Origin of the sequence: Sulfuricystis thermophila (assembly GCF_004323595.1) — a bacterium.
In the GTDB taxonomy this organism is placed as follows: Bacteria; Pseudomonadota; Gammaproteobacteria; order Burkholderiales; family Rhodocyclaceae; genus Sulfuricystis; species Sulfuricystis thermophila.
Map to the genome: position 1 here is coordinate 2,007,897 of NZ_AP019373.1, position 19,766 is coordinate 2,027,662.

General features: G+C 64.6%; 21 protein-coding genes. 4 read left to right on the top strand and 17 right to left on the bottom strand.

From position 1 onward, the window contains the following. The first annotated feature begins 19 nt into the window (after positions 1–19). Complete coding sequence (locus M52SOB_RS10180) at positions 20–457, top strand: MaoC family dehydratase (RefSeq protein WP_172601813.1); 438 nt, start codon at positions 20–22, stop codon at positions 455–457. On the opposite strand, the gene M52SOB_RS10185 is transcribed toward M52SOB_RS10180, so the two are convergent. From M52SOB_RS10185 to M52SOB_RS10250, 14 genes are all read right to left on the bottom strand, one after another. Beyond that, complete coding sequence (locus M52SOB_RS10185; protein ID WP_131111703.1) at positions 454–702, bottom strand: hypothetical protein; 249 nt, start codon at positions 700–702, stop codon at positions 454–456. The genes M52SOB_RS10180 and M52SOB_RS10185 overlap by 4 nt on opposite strands. Beyond that, the gene (gene glcF / locus M52SOB_RS10190; RefSeq protein ID WP_131111704.1) at positions 699–1,967 is read right to left on the bottom strand and encodes a glycolate oxidase subunit GlcF; all 1,269 of its coding nucleotides are present in this window, start codon (positions 1,965–1,967) and stop codon (positions 699–701) included. The genes M52SOB_RS10185 and glcF overlap by 4 nt, the downstream gene beginning before the upstream one ends. 144 nt (positions 1,968–2,111) lie before the next feature. Beyond that, a complete protein-coding gene (gene glcE / locus M52SOB_RS10195; protein WP_131111705.1) occupies positions 2,112–3,164 on the bottom strand; it encodes a glycolate oxidase subunit GlcE in 1,053 nt (350 codons plus the stop codon). Further along, positions 3,161–4,627: an FAD-linked oxidase C-terminal domain-containing protein gene (locus M52SOB_RS10200; RefSeq protein WP_131111706.1), complete on the bottom strand. Its 1,467-nt coding sequence runs from the start codon at positions 4,625–4,627 to the stop codon at positions 3,161–3,163. Before M52SOB_RS10200 ends, glcE begins: the two co-directional genes overlap by 4 nt. After that, a complete protein-coding gene (hyi, locus tag M52SOB_RS10205) occupies positions 4,624–5,397 on the bottom strand; it encodes a hydroxypyruvate isomerase (RefSeq protein ID WP_131111707.1) in 774 nt (257 codons plus the stop codon). The genes M52SOB_RS10200 and hyi overlap by 4 nt, the downstream gene beginning before the upstream one ends. A gap of 7 nt (positions 5,398–5,404) precedes the next feature. Continuing rightward, complete coding sequence (locus tag M52SOB_RS10210; protein WP_131111708.1) at positions 5,405–6,436, bottom strand: Sfum_1244 family protein; 1,032 nt, start codon at positions 6,434–6,436, stop codon at positions 5,405–5,407. Then, positions 6,433–6,879: a hypothetical protein gene (locus tag M52SOB_RS10215; RefSeq protein WP_131111709.1), complete on the bottom strand. Its 447-nt coding sequence runs from the start codon at positions 6,877–6,879 to the stop codon at positions 6,433–6,435. Before M52SOB_RS10215 ends, M52SOB_RS10210 begins: the two co-directional genes overlap by 4 nt. 14 nt (positions 6,880–6,893) lie before the next feature. Further along, the gene (locus M52SOB_RS10220) at positions 6,894–7,124 is read right to left on the bottom strand and encodes a hypothetical protein (RefSeq protein WP_131111710.1); all 231 of its coding nucleotides are present in this window, start codon (positions 7,122–7,124) and stop codon (positions 6,894–6,896) included. 16 nt (positions 7,125–7,140) lie between these two features. After that, positions 7,141–7,533 carry a S24 family peptidase gene (locus M52SOB_RS10225; protein ID WP_131111711.1) on the bottom strand — a complete coding sequence of 131 codons (393 nt, stop codon included), beginning with the start codon at positions 7,531–7,533 and terminating at the stop codon, positions 7,141–7,143. A 1-nt stretch (position 7,534) separates the two neighbouring features. After that, complete coding sequence (locus M52SOB_RS10230; RefSeq protein ID WP_131111712.1) at positions 7,535–7,783, bottom strand: hypothetical protein; 249 nt, start codon at positions 7,781–7,783, stop codon at positions 7,535–7,537. Continuing rightward, complete coding sequence (locus M52SOB_RS10235; protein ID WP_131111713.1) at positions 7,780–8,799, bottom strand: sulfur reduction protein DsrS; 1,020 nt, start codon at positions 8,797–8,799, stop codon at positions 7,780–7,782. Before M52SOB_RS10235 ends, M52SOB_RS10230 begins: the two co-directional genes overlap by 4 nt. After that, entirely contained in the window at positions 8,796–10,040 is a 1,245-nt protein-coding gene (locus M52SOB_RS10240; protein ID WP_131111714.1) for a vWA domain-containing protein, read from the bottom strand. Before M52SOB_RS10240 ends, M52SOB_RS10235 begins: the two co-directional genes overlap by 4 nt. After that, on the bottom strand, positions 10,033–11,085 hold the full coding sequence (locus tag M52SOB_RS10245; RefSeq protein ID WP_131111715.1) for an AAA family ATPase: 1,053 nt from the start codon (positions 11,083–11,085) through the stop codon (positions 10,033–10,035). Before M52SOB_RS10245 ends, M52SOB_RS10240 begins: the two co-directional genes overlap by 8 nt. Then, complete coding sequence (locus M52SOB_RS10250) at positions 11,085–12,557, bottom strand: 2Fe-2S iron-sulfur cluster-binding protein (RefSeq protein ID WP_172601814.1); 1,473 nt, start codon at positions 12,555–12,557, stop codon at positions 11,085–11,087. The genes M52SOB_RS10245 and M52SOB_RS10250 overlap by 1 nt, the downstream gene beginning before the upstream one ends. Positions 12,558–12,999: 442 nt before the next feature. On the opposite strand from M52SOB_RS10250, the gene chrA reads away from it, so the two are divergent. Next, complete coding sequence (chrA, locus tag M52SOB_RS10255) at positions 13,000–14,307, top strand: chromate efflux transporter (RefSeq protein ID WP_284155071.1); 1,308 nt, start codon at positions 13,000–13,002, stop codon at positions 14,305–14,307. A 2-nt stretch (positions 14,308–14,309) separates the two neighbouring features. Here chrA and M52SOB_RS10260 read toward each other — a convergent pair whose 3' ends face one another. Beyond that, the gene (locus M52SOB_RS10260) at positions 14,310–14,732 is read right to left on the bottom strand and encodes a cytochrome c (protein WP_131111718.1); all 423 of its coding nucleotides are present in this window, start codon (positions 14,730–14,732) and stop codon (positions 14,310–14,312) included. 221 nt (positions 14,733–14,953) lie between these two features. On the opposite strand from M52SOB_RS10260, the gene M52SOB_RS10265 reads away from it, so the two are divergent. Further along, on the top strand, positions 14,954–16,720 hold the full coding sequence (locus M52SOB_RS10265) for a DUF3373 domain-containing protein (protein WP_131111719.1): 1,767 nt from the start codon (positions 14,954–14,956) through the stop codon (positions 16,718–16,720). Between the two features lie 87 nt (positions 16,721–16,807). Next, positions 16,808–17,119, top strand: a complete 312-nt coding sequence (locus tag M52SOB_RS10270) for a hypothetical protein (RefSeq protein WP_131111720.1) — start codon at positions 16,808–16,810, stop codon at positions 17,117–17,119. 158 nt (positions 17,120–17,277) lie between these two features. Here M52SOB_RS10270 and M52SOB_RS10275 read toward each other — a convergent pair whose 3' ends face one another. Both M52SOB_RS10275 and M52SOB_RS10280 read right to left on the bottom strand, forming a co-directional pair. Beyond that, positions 17,278–17,877: a cytochrome b/b6 domain-containing protein gene (locus M52SOB_RS10275; protein WP_131111721.1), complete on the bottom strand. Its 600-nt coding sequence runs from the start codon at positions 17,875–17,877 to the stop codon at positions 17,278–17,280. 11 nt (positions 17,878–17,888) lie between these two features. Continuing rightward, complete coding sequence (locus M52SOB_RS10280; RefSeq protein ID WP_131111722.1) at positions 17,889–19,490, bottom strand: tetrathionate reductase family octaheme c-type cytochrome; 1,602 nt, start codon at positions 19,488–19,490, stop codon at positions 17,889–17,891. Positions 19,491–19,766: the final 276 nt, after the last annotated feature.

Below are 19,766 nucleotides of genomic sequence, written 5' to 3' on the forward strand. Positions count from 1 at the left end.
GTCCTGAAGGAGAATGCAGATGCTGCCCGGACGTGGTTACAACGAACTCAACCTCGGCGATGTCTATGAATCCGCGATGACCCTGACCGAAACGCACGTCGTCCTCGGCGCCGGGCTGTTCGGCGACTTCAATCCCCTGCATGTCAATGAAAGCTGGGCGAAGAAAGGCAAGTTCGGCACGCGCATCGCCCACGGCTATCTGACCAGCAACGTGATGGCGGCGCAGTTCGGCATGCTGCTCTACGGCACGGCGATCGCCTATCTCGAGCACGCGATCAAATTCACCGCGCCGGTCAAACCCGGCGACACGCTGCACGTCGCCTGGACGGTCACGGCCAAGGAAGACAAGCCCAAGCACGGCGGTGGCGTGGTGAGCTTTTCCGGCGTCTGCAAGAACCAGGACGGCACCGTGGTCGCCGAGGCGAGCGCCAAGCTGTTGGTGAAGAACAACGGCTAAGCCGCGGGCTGGCGGCCGTGGGAGAACACACGACGCGCGGCCTCGACGAGGATCTGCACTTCCTGCGGCGACATCTGCGGGAAACGCTCGTGTAGGGCGCGATAGGCGAGGTACTCGTGCGCATGACCCGCCCACACGTTCGCCGGGTCGAAGAACGGTTTGAGCACTTCGTAGACTTCGAGAAACCGCGCACGGATCTCGGGATTCTGACGCCGTTCTTCGCTGGCAACCCCAGGGTCTGTCAACTGCGGTCTCCCGGCAAGGCTTGCAGCCTTTCGTCGAGCCACTCGATCCAATGCTTGATCGGCACCGCGGTGCCGGCCGCCAGATGCGCGATGCAGCCGATGTTGGCGCTGGCGATCATTGCGGGCTGGCCGGCGAGCAAGGCCGCGAGCTTGCGGCCGCGCAGCCGCTGCGAGAGCTCCGGCTGCAGGATCGAATAGGTGCCGGCCGAGCCGCAGCAGAGGTGGGCATCGGCGACCGGCGTCAGATCGAAACCGGCGGCGGTGAGAATCGGTTCGACCACGCCGCGCAGTTTCAGGCCATGCTGCAGGCTGCACGGCGCGTGGAAGGCTATCTTGTGCCGTCCCCATGTTGGCAAATGAGGCGCCGAGTTTTCGAGCAGCTTCAGGAGGGCATCCTTTTCCGCGGCGACGACCTCGGCGACATCGCGCGCCAGCGCGCCGACGCGTGCCGCTTTCGCCGCGTAGGCCGGATCGTCCTGCAGCAGATGACCATAGTCTTTGACCTCGACGCCGCAGCCGGAAGCGGTGATGACGATGGCTTCGGCGCCGGCTTCGAGATGCGGCCACCAGGCATCGATGTTGCGCCGTGCATTTTCGCGTGCGCCTTCGGCATCCCCCAGGTGCAGCCGGATTGCGCCGCAGCAGCCGGCTCCGGCCGCCTCGAACAGATGGATGCCGAGCCGCGCCAGCACGCGCTTGGCCGCGCCGTTGATGTTCGGATACATCGATGGCTGGGCGCAGCCGGCCAAGAGCAGCATCTTGCGGGCCTGGGGCGCGATGACCGGCTCCGGCCCGGCCGAAGCGAGCGGCGGCACCTTGGCTTTCAGGGCGGTGGGCAGGAAGGGTCGCACCAACTGACCCAGGCGCATCGCGCTGCCGAACAGCGCCGGCCGCGGCAGCCCTTCGCGCAATGCGATGCGCATCAGCTTGTCCGCTCCTTGGCGCGGCAGGCGGGCTTCGAGCAGCTCGCGGCCGATGTCGAGCAGGCGCGCGTAGCGCACCCCTGACGGACAGGTGGTTTCGCAGGAACGGCAGGTCAGGCAGCGGTCGAGATGCAGGCGCGTCTTTTCCGTCACCTCGGCGCCTTCGAGCAGCTGTTTGATCAGGTAGATGCGGCCGCGCGGGCCGTCGAGCTCGTCACCGAGCAACTGATAGGTCGGGCAGGTCGCGGTGCAAAAACCGCAGTGCACGCACTTCCTGAGGATTTCCTCGGCTTCCCGTCCTGCCGGCGTGTCGCGGATGAAATCGACGAGATGGGTTTCCATCAGAGCTTGTGAAAAATTCTGCTACGCTTGCCATCTTGGGGTCGGGCGGTGCTCGCCATCCTCATGTATTGCTTTATACACTCCGGTGGCTGCGCGCCGGCCTCCCCCAACCTGGCTGCGCTCGCGACGAATTTTTTCATAAGCTCAGAGCTCCGGGTAGAGGCGGCCGGGATTGAAGATGCCGCGCGGGTCGAAGGCGGCCTTGAGGTTCTGGTGCAATGTCATCAGCGGTGCAGGCAGCGGCGCGAAGGCGCCGACGCGCTCTTTGAGTTCGGGTGGCGCGCGCCACAAGGTCGCATGACCGCCGACTGCCGCCGCCGCGGCGCGGATCGCCTCCGCCGGCAGATCGGTTTTCAGCCAGCGCAGGCCGCCGCGCCACTCGATCAGCTGCTCGCCTGGCAGGTCGAGCGGTGGCGTGGTCGGCGGCACGGAGAGCCGCCAGAGCGTCTCGCTGGCGAAGAACGGCAGCCGCTGGTCGCGCAAGTCGTCCCAGAAAGTTTCCGGTGCCGTGTCGCCAGCGCCGAGTTTGGTTTGTGCCGCCTCGACCGCCGCGCGCGCACCGGCGAGCTCGATCGTCAGCATACCCTCATGCCAGGCGCTGGCGACGATCGGCAAGGGTTGCGCCGCCCAGCGGTTCAACCGTTCGAGCGCCTCGGCCTGTGAGAGGGCAAACCTCAGCGTCGCTGTGGCTGCCGGCCGCGGCATCACCTTGAGCGACACTTCGAGAAGAATCCCCAGCGTGCCGAGGCTGCCGGCCATCAGGCGCGCGACGTCGTAGCCGGCGACGTTCTTCATCACCTGACCGCCGAAGACCAGCTCATGCCCGCGGCCGTCGAGCAGCTTCACGCCGAGCAGATAGTCGCGCAGGCTGCCGGCGCTCACCCGACGCGGGCCGGAGAGTCCTGCCGCCACGACACCGCCGATCGTGCTTTCCGCCGCGAAACGCGGCGGCTCGAAGGGCAGACACTGGCCTTTCTCCGCGAGCACCGCCTCGATTTCGGTAAGCAGAGTGCCGCAGCGCGCGGTGATCACCAGCTCGCTAGGCTCATAAGCGACGATGCCGCGATGGGCGCTCACTTCGAGCACTTCGCCGCGCGGCGCGTTGCCATACCAGTCCTTGCTGCCGCCGCCGCGGATGCACAGCGGGGCCGTAGCACTCTTCACGCGCTCGATGAATTGTTGGCTCAGATCGTTCATCGCGCCGTCCCCGTCAGCCGATATTCGGAACAGCGCCGTGGTGTTGGCACCGCCTTGCCCGGATTGAGCAGGCCGTGCGGGTCGAAGGCGGCCTTCACGGCATGGAAGGCGGCGAGCTCGTCGGGGGTGAATTGCACGCACATCTGGCCGACCTTTTCGATGCCGACGCCATGCTCGCCGGTGATCGTGCCGCCGACATCGACCGAGAGTTCGAGGATGCGCGCGCCGAATTCGGTGGCGCGTTCCAGCTCGCCCGGCACGTTGGCATCGAACATGATCAGCGGATGCAGGTTGCCATCCCCTGCGTGGAAGACGTTGGCGCAGCGCAGGCCGTAGCGCGCCGACAATTCACCGATGCGCGTCAAGACCGTGGCGAGATGCTTCCTCGGGATCGTGCCGTCCATACACAGATAGTCCGGCGTGATGCGGCCGACCGCCGGGAAGGCGGCCTTGCGGCCGGCCCAGAACAGCAGCCGCTCGGCTTCGTCCTGCGAGACGCGCAGATCACGCGCGCCGGCCTTCTCCAGCACGGTCTGCATCGCCGCGATCTCTTCCTCGACTTCTTCCGGCGTGCCGTCCGATTCGGCGAGCAAAATCGCCGCGGCGGAAAGATCATAGCCGGCATGGACGAAGTCCTCGACCGCCGCGGTGGCCGGCATGTCCATCATCTCCAGCCCGGCGGGAATGATCCCGGCGGCGATGATGTCGGCCACCGCATTGCCCGCCTGGGTCAGATCGTCGAACGAGGCCATCACCACGCGCGCCGTCTGCGGCTTCGGCGTGAGCTTTACCCATGCTTCGAGCACCACCGCGAGCATGCCCTCGGAGCCGATGAGCAGCGCGAGAAGATCATAGCCGGGGCTGTCGAAGGCATTCGAACCGATTTCGACGACCGTGCCGTCGATCAGCGCGATGCGCAGCTTGAGGATGTTATGCACCGTGAGGCCGTATTTCAGGCAATGCACGCCGCCGGAGTTCTCGGCGACGTTGCCGCCGATCGTGCAGGCGAGCTGGGAGGAGGGATCGGGCGCGTAGTAGAGCCCGTAGGCCGCGGCCGCCTCGCTGATGGCGAGATTCCTCACACCCGGCTGCACGCGCGCCGTGCACGCTTGCGGGTCGATCGCCAGGATGTGCATGAATTTCGCCAGCGACAGGATCACCCCGCCCGCCACCGGCGTCGCGCCGCCCGAGAGCCCCGTGCCGGCGCCGCGCGCCACCACCGGCACGCGATGGCGATGGCAGGCTTTCAGTATCGCGACCACCTGTTCTTCGGTCTCGGGCAGCGTCACCAGCCAGGGCAGCTGACGATAGGCGGTGAGCCCGTCGCACTCATAGGGCTTGAGCTCTTCGGGGTGAGTGATCAGCGCGGCGGGCGGCAGGATGGCCGCCAGCTCATGAAACAGCGCATCGCGCGCCTCGACCGGCACTTCCGGCACGTCGGCCGATGATGGGGAATGGCTCATCGATAGGGCTCCAGCCAGGAGAAGCTGTCGGCAGTCGCGCCGCTCGGCTGATATTCGCAGCCGATCCAGCCGGCATAGCCGAGCGCTGCGAGACGACGCAAGAGAAAGGGAAAATTGATCTCGCCGCTGCCCGGCTCGTGGCGGCCGGGATTGTCGGCGATCTGGATGTGGCCGATTTTCGGCAGCAGGCGTTCGAGCGTCGCGGCAAGCTCGCCTTCCATGCGCTGCGCGTGATAGACGTCGTATTGCAGGAAGAGGTTCTTGCTGCCGACGGCGTCGATGACTTCCATCGCCTGTGCCGTCGTGGCGATCAGGAAGCCCGGCACATCGCGCGTGTTGAGCGGTTCGAGCATGAGCCGGATGCCGGCGCGCTGCGTCACGGCGGCGGCGAAGGCAAGGTTGTCGATCAGGGTTTCGATCGCCTTGGCGCGATCACCCTCCGGAATGCCGGCCAGGCAGTTGAGCCGCGTGCAGCCCAACGCCTCGGCGTATTCGACGGCGAGGCCCACACCGTCCTGAAACTCCGCCTTGCGCGCGGGCTGACAGGCGATGCCGCGCTCACCAGCCGCCCAGTCGCCGGCCGGCAGATTGAACAGCACCACCTCGACGCCGGAGGTGAGCGCCACTTCGACCAGCGCCGCCTTCTCGTGCGCATAGGGGAAATGGAACTCGACGCCGGCAAAACCCGCGCGTGCCGCGGCGCCGAAGCGGTCGAGGAAGTCGTGTTCCTGAAACAGCAAGGACAAATTGGCGGAAAACTTTAGCGGCATGGGCGGATTATGCCAAGGCCAGCGCAGCGACGTCGTGCGACAGCGCTGCGACGGCCTGTTCATCCGCCGCCAGCAGCCGACGCGCGACGCGCTCGAAATGCTCGGCGCCCTGCCGGATCATCTCCGCCAGTGCCGTCCCGCCAGCGCCGACTTTCGTCGCCTCGAAGTTCGCCAGTGCCGGCCACAACTCGCGTCGCATGCCGTCGAGATTGGCGAGCCAGAACAGCAGCGACGGCCAGGCTTCGCGTTCGAGCAAGGTCGGCAAGGTGACGAGGCTGTCGGCGAGGTGGTCGCGCACCGCGCGCATCAGGATTTCGGCGCGCCGCGGGCAGCCGCTGGCGAGACGTTCTTCCCAGGCCGCGCCGAGGAGCCGGCCGGCCGTATGTTCGCCACGTTCGTGAAGGATCGCGGTTTCGGTCTCGGCATCGACCATGCGGGACAGCGCCGCTTCGGCATCGTCCTCGAAGCCGTGCGCCGCCAGCGCCAGCGCCAGTGGGCCGGGCGTCCTCTTCATCATCCAGGCCTCGGCTTTTTCCCATAGCCACTGGCGCATCGCCGCGCGCCGCACGAATGCGGTGTCCCCCTGCAGTGCCGCGGGCAGCGCGCCCAGATCGCGCGCATGCTCGCAGCCGCTGACCAGCACGGTCAGTCCATCGCGCACCTCGTGGCGCTCGAGTTCGCCGAGGAAGAAATGCGGCTTGCCGAAACGGCCGATCCCGGCGCCATAGACGAGGCCATGCGGCACCAGCGCCTGGTTGATCGCCGCGACCTCGAACGGCGCATATTCCCTCCCAGCGACCGGCACAGGGGCGAAGTCTTCGGCTTCCAGCGTCTCCCACAGCGCCTCGCGTGCATTCAGCCAGGCGCCGACCGCGGCGCGCTCGAGCGGCGCGCCCGGTGCGATACCCGCCTCCCAGCGGTAGAACTCGCGCATTTCCAGGAGGTATGTGCACAGCGTCATGCCACGCGCATGACGGGCGTCACTGATGTGGCAGTTCTTCTGGACGGCGGCGACGAGGCGGTCGAAATCGGGGATCATGGCCGGGTCGGGGCGCGCTTGCGGATCTGCCAGTGGCTGATGCCCTGCACGATGCGCGAGAACGGCAGACTTTCCAACGCGCCGTATTCGGCCTGGGCGCGCGTGACGAGCTTTTTCACGTCGGGCGCATGGGCTTCGGGATCGAGCAGGTCTTTCAAACCGGCCAGTCCGCCACACTGCACCTTCATCGTCATCGCATGCGGCAGGATGCGCTGCGTATCCTTGACCTTGAGCGCAAAGGCGGCGTTCTGGCGCAGGAGCAGCAGCAACTGGCCGCAGGCGGCACGCACCAGCGGGTCGCGGCAGACGAACATCTCGCGCTCGGCCAGTAGCGCACGTTGAGCCGCCTCGCACACCGCCGCCTGACAGAGCAGCGCCTTCTCGAACACGCAGGGCAGCGGGTTGAGCTCCTTGCGGAGGTTGTGATAGCTGTGCTCGTCCATCCTCGAGCCGACGACTACCAGTCGTCGCCGGTCAGCGGCTCGGCCGGCCGCACGGTGTTGAGCGCCTCTTCGGCCTGCAATTCGTTTTCGCCGAACACCACCTGGATCTTGCACTGGGTCAGGTCGGTGGTCTTGCGCATTTCCTTCGCGGCGGCGGAGGCGTCCTTGAACTTGGCGAACTCGGTCAGCTTTTCGAGGTTCTTGACCGGGCCGACCTGGGTGATACGGTAGATGTAGTAAGGCATGGCATCCCTGTGTGGGTCAATCGACGTAACGTTTTGCCGCTTTTCTGCGGCCGGGCTTGGATTTCTGGATGATCACCCCCTTGATGACCGAAAGGTCGGGGATGCTCGCCGTCGGATACTTGGGGTTGAGCGGGCGCAATTTCCAGTCCCCGGGGCCGCCGACGAGCTGGCGGAAGATCCATTCGCCATCGAGCCAGGCCATCACGAAGGAGCCAGCGGTGGCCAGTCCTTCGGGTTCGACGATGATGATCTCGCCCTCGACGAACTCGGGCTCCATGCTGTCGCCGAGCACCATCAGCGCGAAGGGTTCCGCGGCGCTGCAATGGTCGAGCGCGGCATCGGGCGCGCTCTCACCTGCCGGCACGACGGGGATGGGGAAAGGTTTTTTCGGCGTGGGGAATTCGTTCATGTCAATCACTCAGCCAGCGCACCAGGTAATAGAGACGAAACCCCTCCGAGGAGCGCGAGGGACCGACGACTTCGGCGGCATGGAGATTTTGCGCCGGGTCCTGCCGCTGCAAGGCGACCTCGGCCGAGTCGACCACCTCGACGACGTTTTCGGGAAAACGCTGGCGCTTGCCGCGTACCACCCGGACCAGCGCGAAATGCTGCTGGACGAGCTGCGGAGCTTCCGCATCGAGATAAACACCCCCCTTCATTGTGCCGCCCTCAAACGACGTAGATGGCCAATGATAGGCCCGATCAGCGGTTCGAGATGACGCCGCATCAACGGCCCGACCGCCGTGGTGCGCGTCAGGATCGGCACGGCATCTTGCTGCGAAAGACGCGCCAGCGCCGCCAGCGCCGCCGCTTCCTCGCCCGCGATCGGCAGGGCGCCGGCCTCGGCGCCAGCGGCGAAATACTGGCCGAGGAGATCGAGCAGCAGATACACCGCCTCGTGCGTCGGCGCCTTGTCGAGCGCAAGCTCTGCGGCTTTCAGATAGCTCTGCCCGGCGCCGGAATAACAACGCGCCAACAATTGCGCCGCTGGAGTATCGGGCAAGCCTTGCGGCAGCGGGCGTGCCGGTTCGGGCGGCAACTCGTCGGGCAAGTGTTCGAGGAAGCCGATCAGGTAGTGCGGTCGGCGTTTGCCCTTCGCCCACAGCTGCAGTCGCTCTTCCTCACCGAGCAGGCCGGCGGCGAGCACCACTCGCACCGTCTGCATCGCGGCGAGCGGGTCCTGCTCGAACGGCAGATAGTCGACCAGATGCCGGGTCAGCACCGGCCCCATTTGGCCGGCGCGCACCGCAGGATGCATCAGCATCACGCGCGCGATCTCCATCGTCGCCAGCTGCTGGCCGGCCCACCAGGCGCGCCGCGCCAGCTCGTCGGTCAGCCCGGCGGCATGGGCGACGGCGAGCACCGCCTCGGGTTCGCCGAGCTTGAGCAACGCCTCGAGATTCTTTTCGCCCGCCTGCCCCATGCGCGTCCAGCGGCGCAAATACACCGGATAGCCGCCGGGCGAGCCGAGCACGTGACCCGCGAGCACTTCGCGCACCCGCTGCACATAGCGCTCGGCGCGTCCGACCGGATTCAGCACGATGCGCGCCTCGCCCTTCGGCGTCAGCGCATACAGCGTGCGCGCGCCCTCGTCGATGCGTACCGCATGCACCTCGCCGGCCAGCAGCACGTTGAGGCGCAGCGCATCTTCGGGAGAAAGTTCGACACTGCTCAATTCAGCTGGATCCTGCGACCAAAGGGCACCGGCGCCTTGCCCTTGACGAGCCAGAGCACCGGATAATTCGGCGCTTGCCGGGGAAATTCGCCGTCCGCGTCGGTGAAATAGATCAGCGCATCGGGCTGCTGGCCGGCGCGTTCGATCCATTCGAAGACCGGCGTGAATGCCGTGCCGCCACCGCCGGAAAACTGCTTGGGCAGCCGCAATTCGTCCCAAGGCTCGAAGACCCACGGTCCGCCTTCCGCCAGCGCGCTGTCGCAGGCATGGAGCGTGATGCGCACCGGCAGCGCGCCCTTCAGCGCATTCAGTTCGGCGAGGAAATCGGCGAGATCCTTTTCCGTCACCGAGCCGGAAATATCGAGTGCGACATGGAGGTCGCCGCCGTGGCTGCGTAAGGAAGGCCAGATCACTTCGCCTTCGCGGCGCGACGGACGCTGCCAGGTGTAATCGCTGCGGGCGACCTGCGACAGATATTGCGCCAGCAGCGCGCGCCAGGAGACCTGCGCGGCGAGCGCCGCATCGGCGAGCCGCGCGAGCTGGCCGGAGAGCTTGCCGGCCTCGCGCGCACGCTGCGCCGCGGCCGCCAGATGCCGTTGCCATTGTTCCTTGAGCTGCTCTTTCTCCCGGGCGCCGAGCGGCGGCGGCGGGCCGTCTTCCTCATCCCCTGCCGTGCCGCCAGCGCCGGATTTCTGCGGCTTGCTGCCGCCGGCGTTCGCGTCGAGCTCCTCGGCGCGGCTTCCGCCCTTGCCCTGCGCCTCGTTGTGCTCGCCCTGTCCGCCGCCGTCGCCGCCCTCCGCGCCGTCCCAGACATGCTCGTCCATCATGCGGCTGTCGTCATTGCTGTCGTCGATGCAGGGATAGATCTCCTCCGCAGCCATGCCGCGATAGATGTCGAGCACGACGGCTTCAGCCGGCGGTGTGAGCCCCTCGTCGACGAGCAGCGGATTGATCGCAAAGTCACAGGCCATGTCCCACTTGCGCTGGATGCGGTGGCCGCGCCGCGCGAAATGGCCGAGCGCGCAATGCAGCGCCTCGTGCGCGAGCGCGAACTGAACCTGTGCCGCGGAAAGGCCTTCGATCCAGCGCGGGTTGTAGTAGAGCGTGCGCGCGTCGGTCGCGGTGGTGCGACACCAAGTCGCCGCCTTGAGCGGCAGCCGCAGCACCAGGGCGCCGAGGAAGGGCTTGTCGAGGATCAGGCGCGTCCTGGCCGCCGCGAGTTTGGTTTCGACCTCATTCATAGAGCATCAAGTCGGCGACCGCGTTGGCCCAGCCGGCAAACTGCGGCACGGCAAAGAGCGGCTGGCCGATGCCGCGGTGCATGTCGGAGACCAGCATCACGCCCATCTCGCGCTGCGGGAACCTCTGAGCGTAATCGAGGATGTGGCCCCAGACGCGCGTCGCATCTGGCGTGCCGCGCGCGCGCAAGGCGCGGCCGGCGAGCGCCGCCGCGACCGCATATTGCAGATCGATCTCCTGTGGCACCGGCACGTCCTCGCCGGCACACACCGCGTCGAGATCGGGCAGGCGGTCGAGACTGTCGATGAAGGCCGCGCATTCGATGCCGGCCGCATGACCGACGCAGGCGGAGAGCGCACCGGGCAGCAGCTGGGCATGGTCACCGAACTTGCGCAGCGCGCGATGGGCGAATTCCCACGAGCGCGGGCTGGGAAAGGCCATCTCGCCGCCGGCGTTCTTCGCCGGATCGAAGTCGAACAGGAGCTCGGGCTTGAAGCGCAGAAAGGCGATGATGCGCTCGTCGATGCCATTGGCGTAGGCCCAGGTCACCCAGTCGTCGAGATTGACATCGACCTCGAAGTGCGAGAAACGGTTGGCGAGCGGCGCCGGCATTGCGTAGGTAACACCGCGGTCGCCCTGGCGGTTGCCGGCGGCGAAGATCGCCCAGCCCGGCGGCACGCGGTATTCGCCCAACCGCCGGTCGAGGATCAGCTGGTAGGCGGCGGCCGAGACGGCGGGCGGCGCCGAGGTGATCTCGTCGAGGAACAGGATGCCGGCCGGCCAGTGGCGCTCGGCGTCCGGCAGCATCGCCGGCACCGCCCATTCGACGCGGTCGTCGACGCGGAAGGGGATGCCGCGCAGATCGGAAGGTTCCATCTGCGAGAGGCGGATGTCGATCACCGGCACGCCGTGGCGGGCCGCAACCTGCGCGACGAGCTGCGACTTGCCGACCCCGGGCGGCCCCCACAGCATCACCGGCGTGTGATGGCCAGCGGCGGTACTTTCGAATTCGCGGTCGAGAATGAAGGCAAGTTGGGCAGGGCGCATCAGATCGTCTCGTATCTCAGGTGATCGGCAGGCAACCCCGCCGTCTTCAGGTGGTTCGTCACACTTTCGATGAATTCGGCAGGGCCGGCGACATAGACCTCGCGGCGGGCGAAATCCGGGATGGCGAGGACCTGGCCGGCCGCCGCGGCGCCGGCAGCGGCGGCATCGGGCGCGGTCAGTGTCTCGAAGCTGAAAGTTTCCAGCGCTTCGGCCCAGGCGCGGCACTGGTTTGCCAGGTAATGACCATCGGGACGGGTCGCCGCCCAGATGAGATGCATGAGGCCGGGCAGGTCGGCCGCGGCGGCATTCTCGATCAGGCTCTTGATCGGCGCGAAGCCGGTGTCGCAAGCGATGAACAGCAGGTCGTCGCTGCTGTCCTTCTGCAACACGAATTCGCCGAATGGCCCGAACACGCTGACCAGGTCGCCGGGCTTGAAGGGGTCCGAGAACAGCCGGCTGGCGAAGGCGTCGTTGTCATCGCGACGGATGTGGAACAGCAGATTACGATCGTCGCAGGGACAGGAGGCGATCGGATAATCGCCCTGGAAATTGGTGGTGGCGCCGGAAACGGAGAGCGTCACCGATTGGCCGGCGAGGAAACGCAGGCGCTGGCTGCGCGGTGTCTGCAAATGCAGCAGCAGGATGTCGCTCGATAGCGGCGTGACCTGCTTCACCTTCGCCGTCACCTCCTGCTCGGGGATGTCGCTGGGCTGGGTCGCCTCGATCATCTCGATGACGAGATCGGTGACGGCGGTGTTGGAACACAGTAAGGCATGCCCCTGGGCACGCTCGCTGGCCGAGAGCGGATAGTCGGTCGGATGGATCTGCTTGACCTGTCCGGAGACGATGCGCGCCTTGCACAGCCCGCAATTGCCATTGCGGCAGCCATAGGACGGGGCGAGGCCCGCGCGCAGCGCCGCTTCGAGCACCGATTCGTTGCCTTCGACGAAAAACTCGCGGCCCGAGGGCCGCACCTTGACCTGCGCCGTCATGACACGCAACACATCATCGAGCACCTCCAATCGATCGGCGGGTTCTTCGCTGGCCAGCACCGCGGCCAGCCCGTCGTCGAGCAGGCGGGCCAGTTCGGCAAGCTGTGGGGAAGGCGCCGTTTTCTGCATTTCGTCGATACGCGTGCTGAGCGCTTCGACGAGGCGATGATACTCGGCCAGATGGCGGCGCACCTCTTCGAGTTCCTCGCTCTGGGCGGCCAGCCGCTGGGCGAGGATTTCCTGATTGGGCAGGATGCGCTCGCGCACCCGCTTGGCGAACGCCTGTTCCTTGATCTGCATAATGCGTTCGAAAGCGCCGGAATCCTCGAGCTTGATGTCGGGATAGAGCTTTTCCAGATCCTCGCTCAACACCATGCCGTCATGAGACGGAAGCTCGCCTGCAGCGATGTGCTTTTGCAGCACCGCGCGGGGCACACCCAGCAACTGCGCCGCGCGCGAAAGTGTCAGGGGCAGGGACATGATCGTCTCCTCTTCATTCGTAATTATTGTTTTGCTGATGATACAGAAAAGGAAACCCCTGCGAAACGCCGCGAGCGGGATGATAGCTCGGCGCCCGGAGCGCAGCGACCGAGACATATCAAATAGATAGGCGAGGGAGCGAGCACCGCGCAACGCAGCAGACCGCCCGCGCAGCCAGTTTCGCAGGGGTTTCAAATGATGGCAGCGATATTCTGCTACACTGCCTCGGTCGGGAATCGCGGACTCCCGGCTTGCCCAAGACGGTGTCCCGTCCAAGTTCCGTCAGCGCGATTTCTTGCGAGGTCTTGCCATGGACACCGTCGACACGACTTCCCCTACTTCTTCTCCTACTTCCACATCCGCGGGTGCCGTCCCGCCAGCGCCGACTCTTCGAAACAAGGCGGCGCCCGGCGGGACGCCCTCACCCCCGCCAGCGCCGACTTTGGGCGAGGCTTTCAAATACTGGCTCAAACTCGGCTTCATCAGCTTCGGCGGCCCGGCCGGCCAAATTTCGATGATGCACCATGAACTGGTCGAGAAGCGCCGCTGGATTTCCGAGCAGCGTTTCCTGCATGCGCTCAACTACTGCATGCTGCTGCCGGGGCCGGAAGCCATCCAGCTCGCCATCTACATCGCCTGGCTGATGCACGGCATCGGTGGTGCGATCGCCGCCGGCGTGCTGTTCTTCCTGCCGGCCTTCGTGTTGTTGTCCGCCCTGGCCGCCACCTACCTCGCTTTCGGCGATCTGCCGCTGGTGCAGGGCATCTTCTCCGGCATCCGTCCGGCCGTCGTCGCGGTGGTGCTGTTCGCCGCCTGGCGCATCGGTTCGAAGGCGATCAAGAACGAAGTGCTGGCCGGCATCGCCGTCTTGGCCTTCATCGGCATTTTCTTCTTCAAGATCGGCTTTCCCTGGATCGTGCTCTCCGCCGCTGGCTTGGGCGTGCTCGGCAACGCCATGGGCGGCAAGCTCGCCGCCAAATTCAAGGCGGGGGGCGGTCATGGTGCCACGCACAAGGTCTCCGGCCCGGCGGTGATCGACGACGACACGCCGCCGCCGGCGCACGCCCGGTTCAGCTGGGCCAAGCTGGTGATGAGCACGGGGATCTTCCTCGTCATCGGCATCGCTTGCCTGCTGGCATTGCAGGGCAGCCGCGATCTCTTCCACATGGGCGAGTTCTTCACCAAGGCCGCCTTTCTCACCATCGGCGGCGCCTATGCCGTGCTGCCCTATGTCTATCAGGGCGCCGTCGAGCACTTCAATTGGCTCACCGGCCCGCAGATGATCGATGGCCTCGCGCTCGGCGAAACCACGCCCGGCCCGCTGATCATGGTCGTCACCTGGGTCGGCTACATCGGCGGGGTGACGAAGGCTGTGCTCGATGCCCCGATCGCCGCCGGTCTGGCCGGCGCCACGGTGGCGACGTTCTTCACCTTCCTGCCGAGCTTCTGGTTCATCATCGCTGGCGGACCACTGGTCGAAGCGACCCGCGGCGAGCTCAAATTCACCGCGCCGCTCACCGCGATCACCGCCGCAGTCGTCGGCGTGATCATGAACCTCGCCGTTTTCTTCGCCTGGCATACCTTCTGGCCCAAGGCCAGCGAAGCAGCGCCCTTCTCCGGGCCGTTCGAAGGCTTGGCCGTTATCGTCACCATCGCCGCCTTCCTGGCGCTGTGGAAGTACAAGATCGACATCATGAAAGTAATCGGCGCCTGCGCGCTGCTTGGGCTACTGCTCACGTTCATCCGCTGATGTCAGCGAATCCGGTACGAGGCGTGACAGGCGACACAGGTGCCGAGCAGCGTGGGCAGCTCGGCCAACGCCTTGTCGCGGTCGCCGCTGGCGGCAACACGCGCGAAATCGGTAGCGGCGATATGGCCGCTGATCGCCAACTGATGCATCTCACGCGGCATCTGCGGGCCCGGTCGCGCATCGAACGGCAACGTGGCGTTTTTGCCCATCGCACTGCGTCCCAGTTCCTTTTCCGCCACCTCGCCCGCCTCCTTGACCTGGTTCGCGGCCAGCAGAGAGACGATCGAGTTGAGCGCGATCAGGTTGTCGAGCATTTCCTTGCGCAAGGTTTCCTGCGCGGCGGGCTTGAGCTCGGCGAGCTGCCGGGTGTCTTCCGCCACCGCCGGCAGGGCCAGCAGCGAGAGGATCAACAGGGGTTTTTTCATGATCGGGAGCCTCCGAAAAACGTGTGAGCACATCTTAAGGGAAAGGAGATCGTGCCCGCGTTGCTTTCATCAGCAAAACAATTGATACACATCAATATCCAAATATTGAAAATTACTAAACTTTTTTCGGTTCTGCCCGATCGGGCCTGCAGCTTTGCTCGATGCTGAGGGAAAGACCGGACAGGTTGATCGTCATTGTGTTCATTTACAGGGGGCATTCCATGAAACAACAGCAGATGAAGCGGACCCTGCTCGCGGCGCTCGTCTCGGGCATCTTTCTGCCGGTCGGCGCACAGGCGGCGACCGAAGCCGAACTCCTCCAGAAACTCGAAGCGCTGACCAAGGAGGTGGAAGCGCTCAAGGCGCAGGTGGCCGCGCAGCAGAAGGCAACGCAACAAGTGGCCGACAAGGTCGAGGTCGCCGAAAGCAAGTCGCTCGGCAAGTGGCTCGATATCGGTGGCGACTATCAGTTCCGTGTGGATAGCATGCGGGGTGAGACGAAGGCCTATACCGATGTCGCCGGGACATTTGCAAACGCGCAAAACGCCTTGCAGGCGGATTTCTTCGCCAATCCCTCGACAACAGCCGGCTCCTCAACCTATTTCGGCAGTATGGGCATGTCGACTTCCTCGGCCCTGACGGCGCTGATGCAATTTGCACAAGGCATGTCAGCAGTGCGGACTTACAACGACGCCGTCAGCTTTACAACCAATCCGATGAATGCTGGCTTGATTCAAGGAATCGGCGGTTTTGCCGCCACCGTTCCCGCCTACAAACCCAAGAACGACACCCTCTACACCCACCGCTTCGGTCTCGACCTGCATGCCAAGGTCGCGCAGGACGTTTCGCTCACCACGCGGCTGGCGATGTACAAGACCTTCGGCGACCAGAGCCTCGATGTGCTCTCGAATGCGCCGAATACGCCCTACTTCGCCGACCGCGTCGGCGTATTCGACGGCACGCTCTCGCACGTGCCCTCCGACAGCTACCTGAACGTCGATCGCGCCTATGTGACCTGGAACAATCTGTTCGACGAGGACATCTGGTTCTCGGTCGGCCGGCGTCCCTCGACCAACGGCGCGCCGCTCAACCTCAGATACAACGCCGAATGGCCCGGTCGCGGCGGCACGCCGGCACTGCTGGTCGATTACGCCTTCGATGGCATGACGCTCGGCTATGGCTTCGACAGCGACGCGCTGCCCGGCGGCTATGCCAAGCTCTGTTATGGCCGCGGCTTCGAGAGCGGCTTCAAGTGGTCGCCCGGCAATTCGCTCGAAGACACCGACATGATCGGCATCTCGATCGTGCCGATCGACACCGGCGCGACGCGCGTCTGGCTGCAATGGAACCGCGGCATGAACATCTTCGATGCGCCGAAGATGCAAAACACCTATTTCGGCACGACGATGCCGAAGGCCAATCTCGGCGACATCGACTGGTTCGGCGCCGGCATCATGGGCAAGCTCAAGAACGTCGGCAAGGGCGAACTCTATTACTTCGCCGATCTGGGCCTGAGCCGTACCCATCCGAACGACAACGTCTCCGCCCAGTTCGGCTTCCAGGGCCTGCTGACCGGCGCATTCTTCGCGCCCGAAGCGCCGAAGGACAAGACCGGCGGCGCCGTGTTCCTCGGCCTGCGCTACGATCTGCCGTCGAAGACCAAGATCGGCTTCGAATACAACCACGGCAGCAAGAACTGGATCACCTTCGCGCCGGCCTCCGCCGACATGTGGACCTCGAAGGTTGGCACGCGCGGCAACGTGTATGAGGTCTATCTGATCCAGGAATTCGACGCCAAGCCGATTGCCTCGACGCAGGCGAAGAGCTTCTTCCGCCTCGGCTTCCAGTACTACGACTTCAAATACACCGGCAGCAACAACTGGGTCGGCGCTCCGGTCAAGATCTCCGACGTGAATGGCCAGATGATGACCATGACGCCGCTCTCCAAGGCCTATGACCTGTATGGCACGCTAGAAGTGAAGTTCTGATTTGGCGCCGCGCGACCGGCGGTGTAAACTTTGCGCCGCTGGTCGCGTTATTGGACTCGTAGTTCCCTTTTCAGGAGGATTCCAACCATGCTGAAGAAGTTTGCCGTTGCCGCCGCGCTCGCCGCTTCCGTCGTCGCCTTCTCTCCCGTCGCTTCGGCCGCCGATGTCAAGATGGTCGGCACCGTGCAGGAAATCAAAATGGCGCCCGACGGCAAGTCGGCCACGGTCGTGTTGAAGAACGTCAAGGGCGGAGCGGAAGTGACCGTGCTGATCAAGGACGACCTGACGCTCGACAAATTCAAGGACAAGCGTATCGTCAAGGGCGACGAAGTCCGCGTGAAGTATGACGACGCCCAGAACAACCTGAGCTCCTCGTTCAAGAAGACCGCCGGCTGCTAAACCGCGTCTTCTCCCACGATACGGCGGCCTGCGGGCCGCCGTTGTTTTTTTGCGGCCGTGTCAGAGTCGGCGCCGGCGACACGGCACCTTCGCTGGTCCAAGGCAAAAAAATCCCCGCGCAGCGGGGATCAACTTGAGGCCATCAATCAACTTGGCAATCAGTGCACTTCCTCCCAGCCGGTGATCATCGCCTTGATGTGCGACAGCGGCGTCGCGCCGGTGGTCGTCAGATAGACATGGGCGATCAGGAACAGCAGCATCATGTAGGCACCGATCAGATGACCCAGCGCGACGACATCGAGCGAGAGCTTGCCATCCAGCCCCCAGGCCGGCCACTGGTCATAGAACAGATAGAGCCAGCCAGTCACCCAGATCAGCGGCCCGACGATCACCAGGATGAACAGATAGGCCAGGCGCTGCAGCGGGTTGTGCTTCGAGAGCTGGGTCTGGCGGTGCGGGTGCGGCGCGTTCCTGAAGATGCCGAACAGATAGTAGTTCGCCATCGCCATCACGTTCTTGGTGGTCGGGATGTACTGCTTCCACTCACCGGTCGTGAAGTGCCAGAAGATCGCGAACACCCACAATCCGACCAGAGACCAGGCGGCGATGGTGTGCAGATTCACCGCCCTTTCGAAGCCGAAGTTGCTGTAGAGACCGTGGATCTCGAAGCCGGTGACCATCAGGAAGATGATCAATCCTGCCTGGGCCCAGTGCCAGAAGCGTTCGAAGCGCTTGAAGATATAGATTTTTTCGGACATGTCGGTTCCCCTCAATGTTTCTTGCTCGAGAAAATGCGCAGCAGGCCGTGGCCGAGCACACCCAGTAGCGTCAGCAGCGCGAGCACCTTGACGGCGTTGTCGAGCCATTCGATGTGGTCGCGCCCCGGCAGATATACACCGGGAATGCCTTCGAGCCGCCCCCCCTTCGTATGGCACTCGTTGCAGGCCACGGCCTGGTCCTTCGGCGCCACCATATGGGTGATCGGCCACTGGCTGATGGTCTCGATGAAGTCGATCTTGCCCGAGAACGGCAGCCCGGCGGCCTTCATGCCGGATTCGATGGCCTTCTCCCAATCAAGGTTGGTCCAGTAGGCCGTATCGTCGGCACCCGCCAGATGGTTCACGGTCAGGATTTTGTATTCCGCATCGAACGGCTGCTTGCCGCGGAACGTCTTCACCGGCCAGATGCGTGAGCGGCCGTCATTCGGGCTGCCCAAGAATTTGTTGATGTAGATCGGCTGCTGCGCCTTGTCGACCTTGGCGTCGCGCAGCGTGTAGTTCACGTCGCCATTGAACCAGACATAGTCGGGCTTGACGTTCTCGCCATACTTGAAGTCGCCCTTGATGCCCATATAGATGGCATGGCCGTTTTCATCCTTGACCACCAGCGGTTTGCCATCCGCGCCACGTTTGCCGGCGGTGGACCAGTCCCAGAACATCTTGGTCGGGATTTCGCCGCGCGCGAAGGCCGGCACATGGCAGGTCTGGCAGGCCAGCTTGTTGGTATGGTTGTTCAGCTTCGCGGCATTCTTCTCCTTGTGCGGCTTCTGGCCGTGGCAGGACTGGCAGGTCGCCGGGTTGCGGTCCTTTTCCTTGCCGCGGATCATCACGCCTTCCTTGTCGACCGCGGTCGGCGCATAACGGCTGCCCGGCACGTTGTGCCCGTCGGTCTTGTGGCAGGTGGCGCAGGTGAAGTTGAGGCCTTCGGCATCCATATGGACGTCGAGCTTCTTGTCGGGATCCTCGAGCGAGCTGTCCAGATCGCCGTGCTTGACCCCATCGCCGCCGCCACCGTTGAAGTGGCAGCTGCCGCAGGTCTTGCGGCTGGTCTTGCCGACCTTCTGCGCCATCTTCTGCAGATTGAGGCCCTTGATGATCTTGCCGGAGCCCGGCGGCATCTCGATATCCTTGGCATACACCATGCCGCCGAGACCGGAGGGTTTCGAATAGGCCCCCGTCGTGTCGTGGCAGGCCAGGCAATCGACGAGCGTCTCATCGTCCTTCACGCCCTTGTCGGTCATCGCCGCATAACCGATGTGGCAGCTCGCACAGGCTTTCAGGTTCGATTGCGACGAAGTGCAGAAGTTGTTGATCACGTGGATCTTGCCGAGCTTCTGATCGGTCTTCGGATTGAGATACTCCCACTTCCAGTGCTCGGTATGCATGATCTGCTTGGCCGCCTCGGTGTGGCAGGCCAAACAGGCTTTGGTCACTTCCGGACCCGACTGGAACTCCTGCTGCAACTCCTTGAATTTGCTATGGTCGGCGGTGCTACCGGCTTTGGGCTGATCGGCGGCCTGGGCGAAGCTGCCGGCCGTGATGGCCAGCCAGCCGATGAACAGCGCCTTGACGATGCGATAACGACGTTGCATGACGACTCCCTCTGTTCGTAGCAATGCGTGAATCCTAGTCGAGCACGTTGCGGCGCGCCATTACCCCTAAGGGGTAGGGGTTTCCGACCAGCCAGCTACGATATGACAGCCTGGCTTTGCCGTTTGCATATTAGATTCTTAGAGTTTTCTTATATTTAGGCATTGCCACTAACCCTTTTGGCTAGTCGCGGCGGAATGACTTTGGTGCTAACGTAGCTTTGCGTTCGACCAAAGGGGTGCGGCCCAGGGCGGCACGGACCGAACGCAGTGTGCATT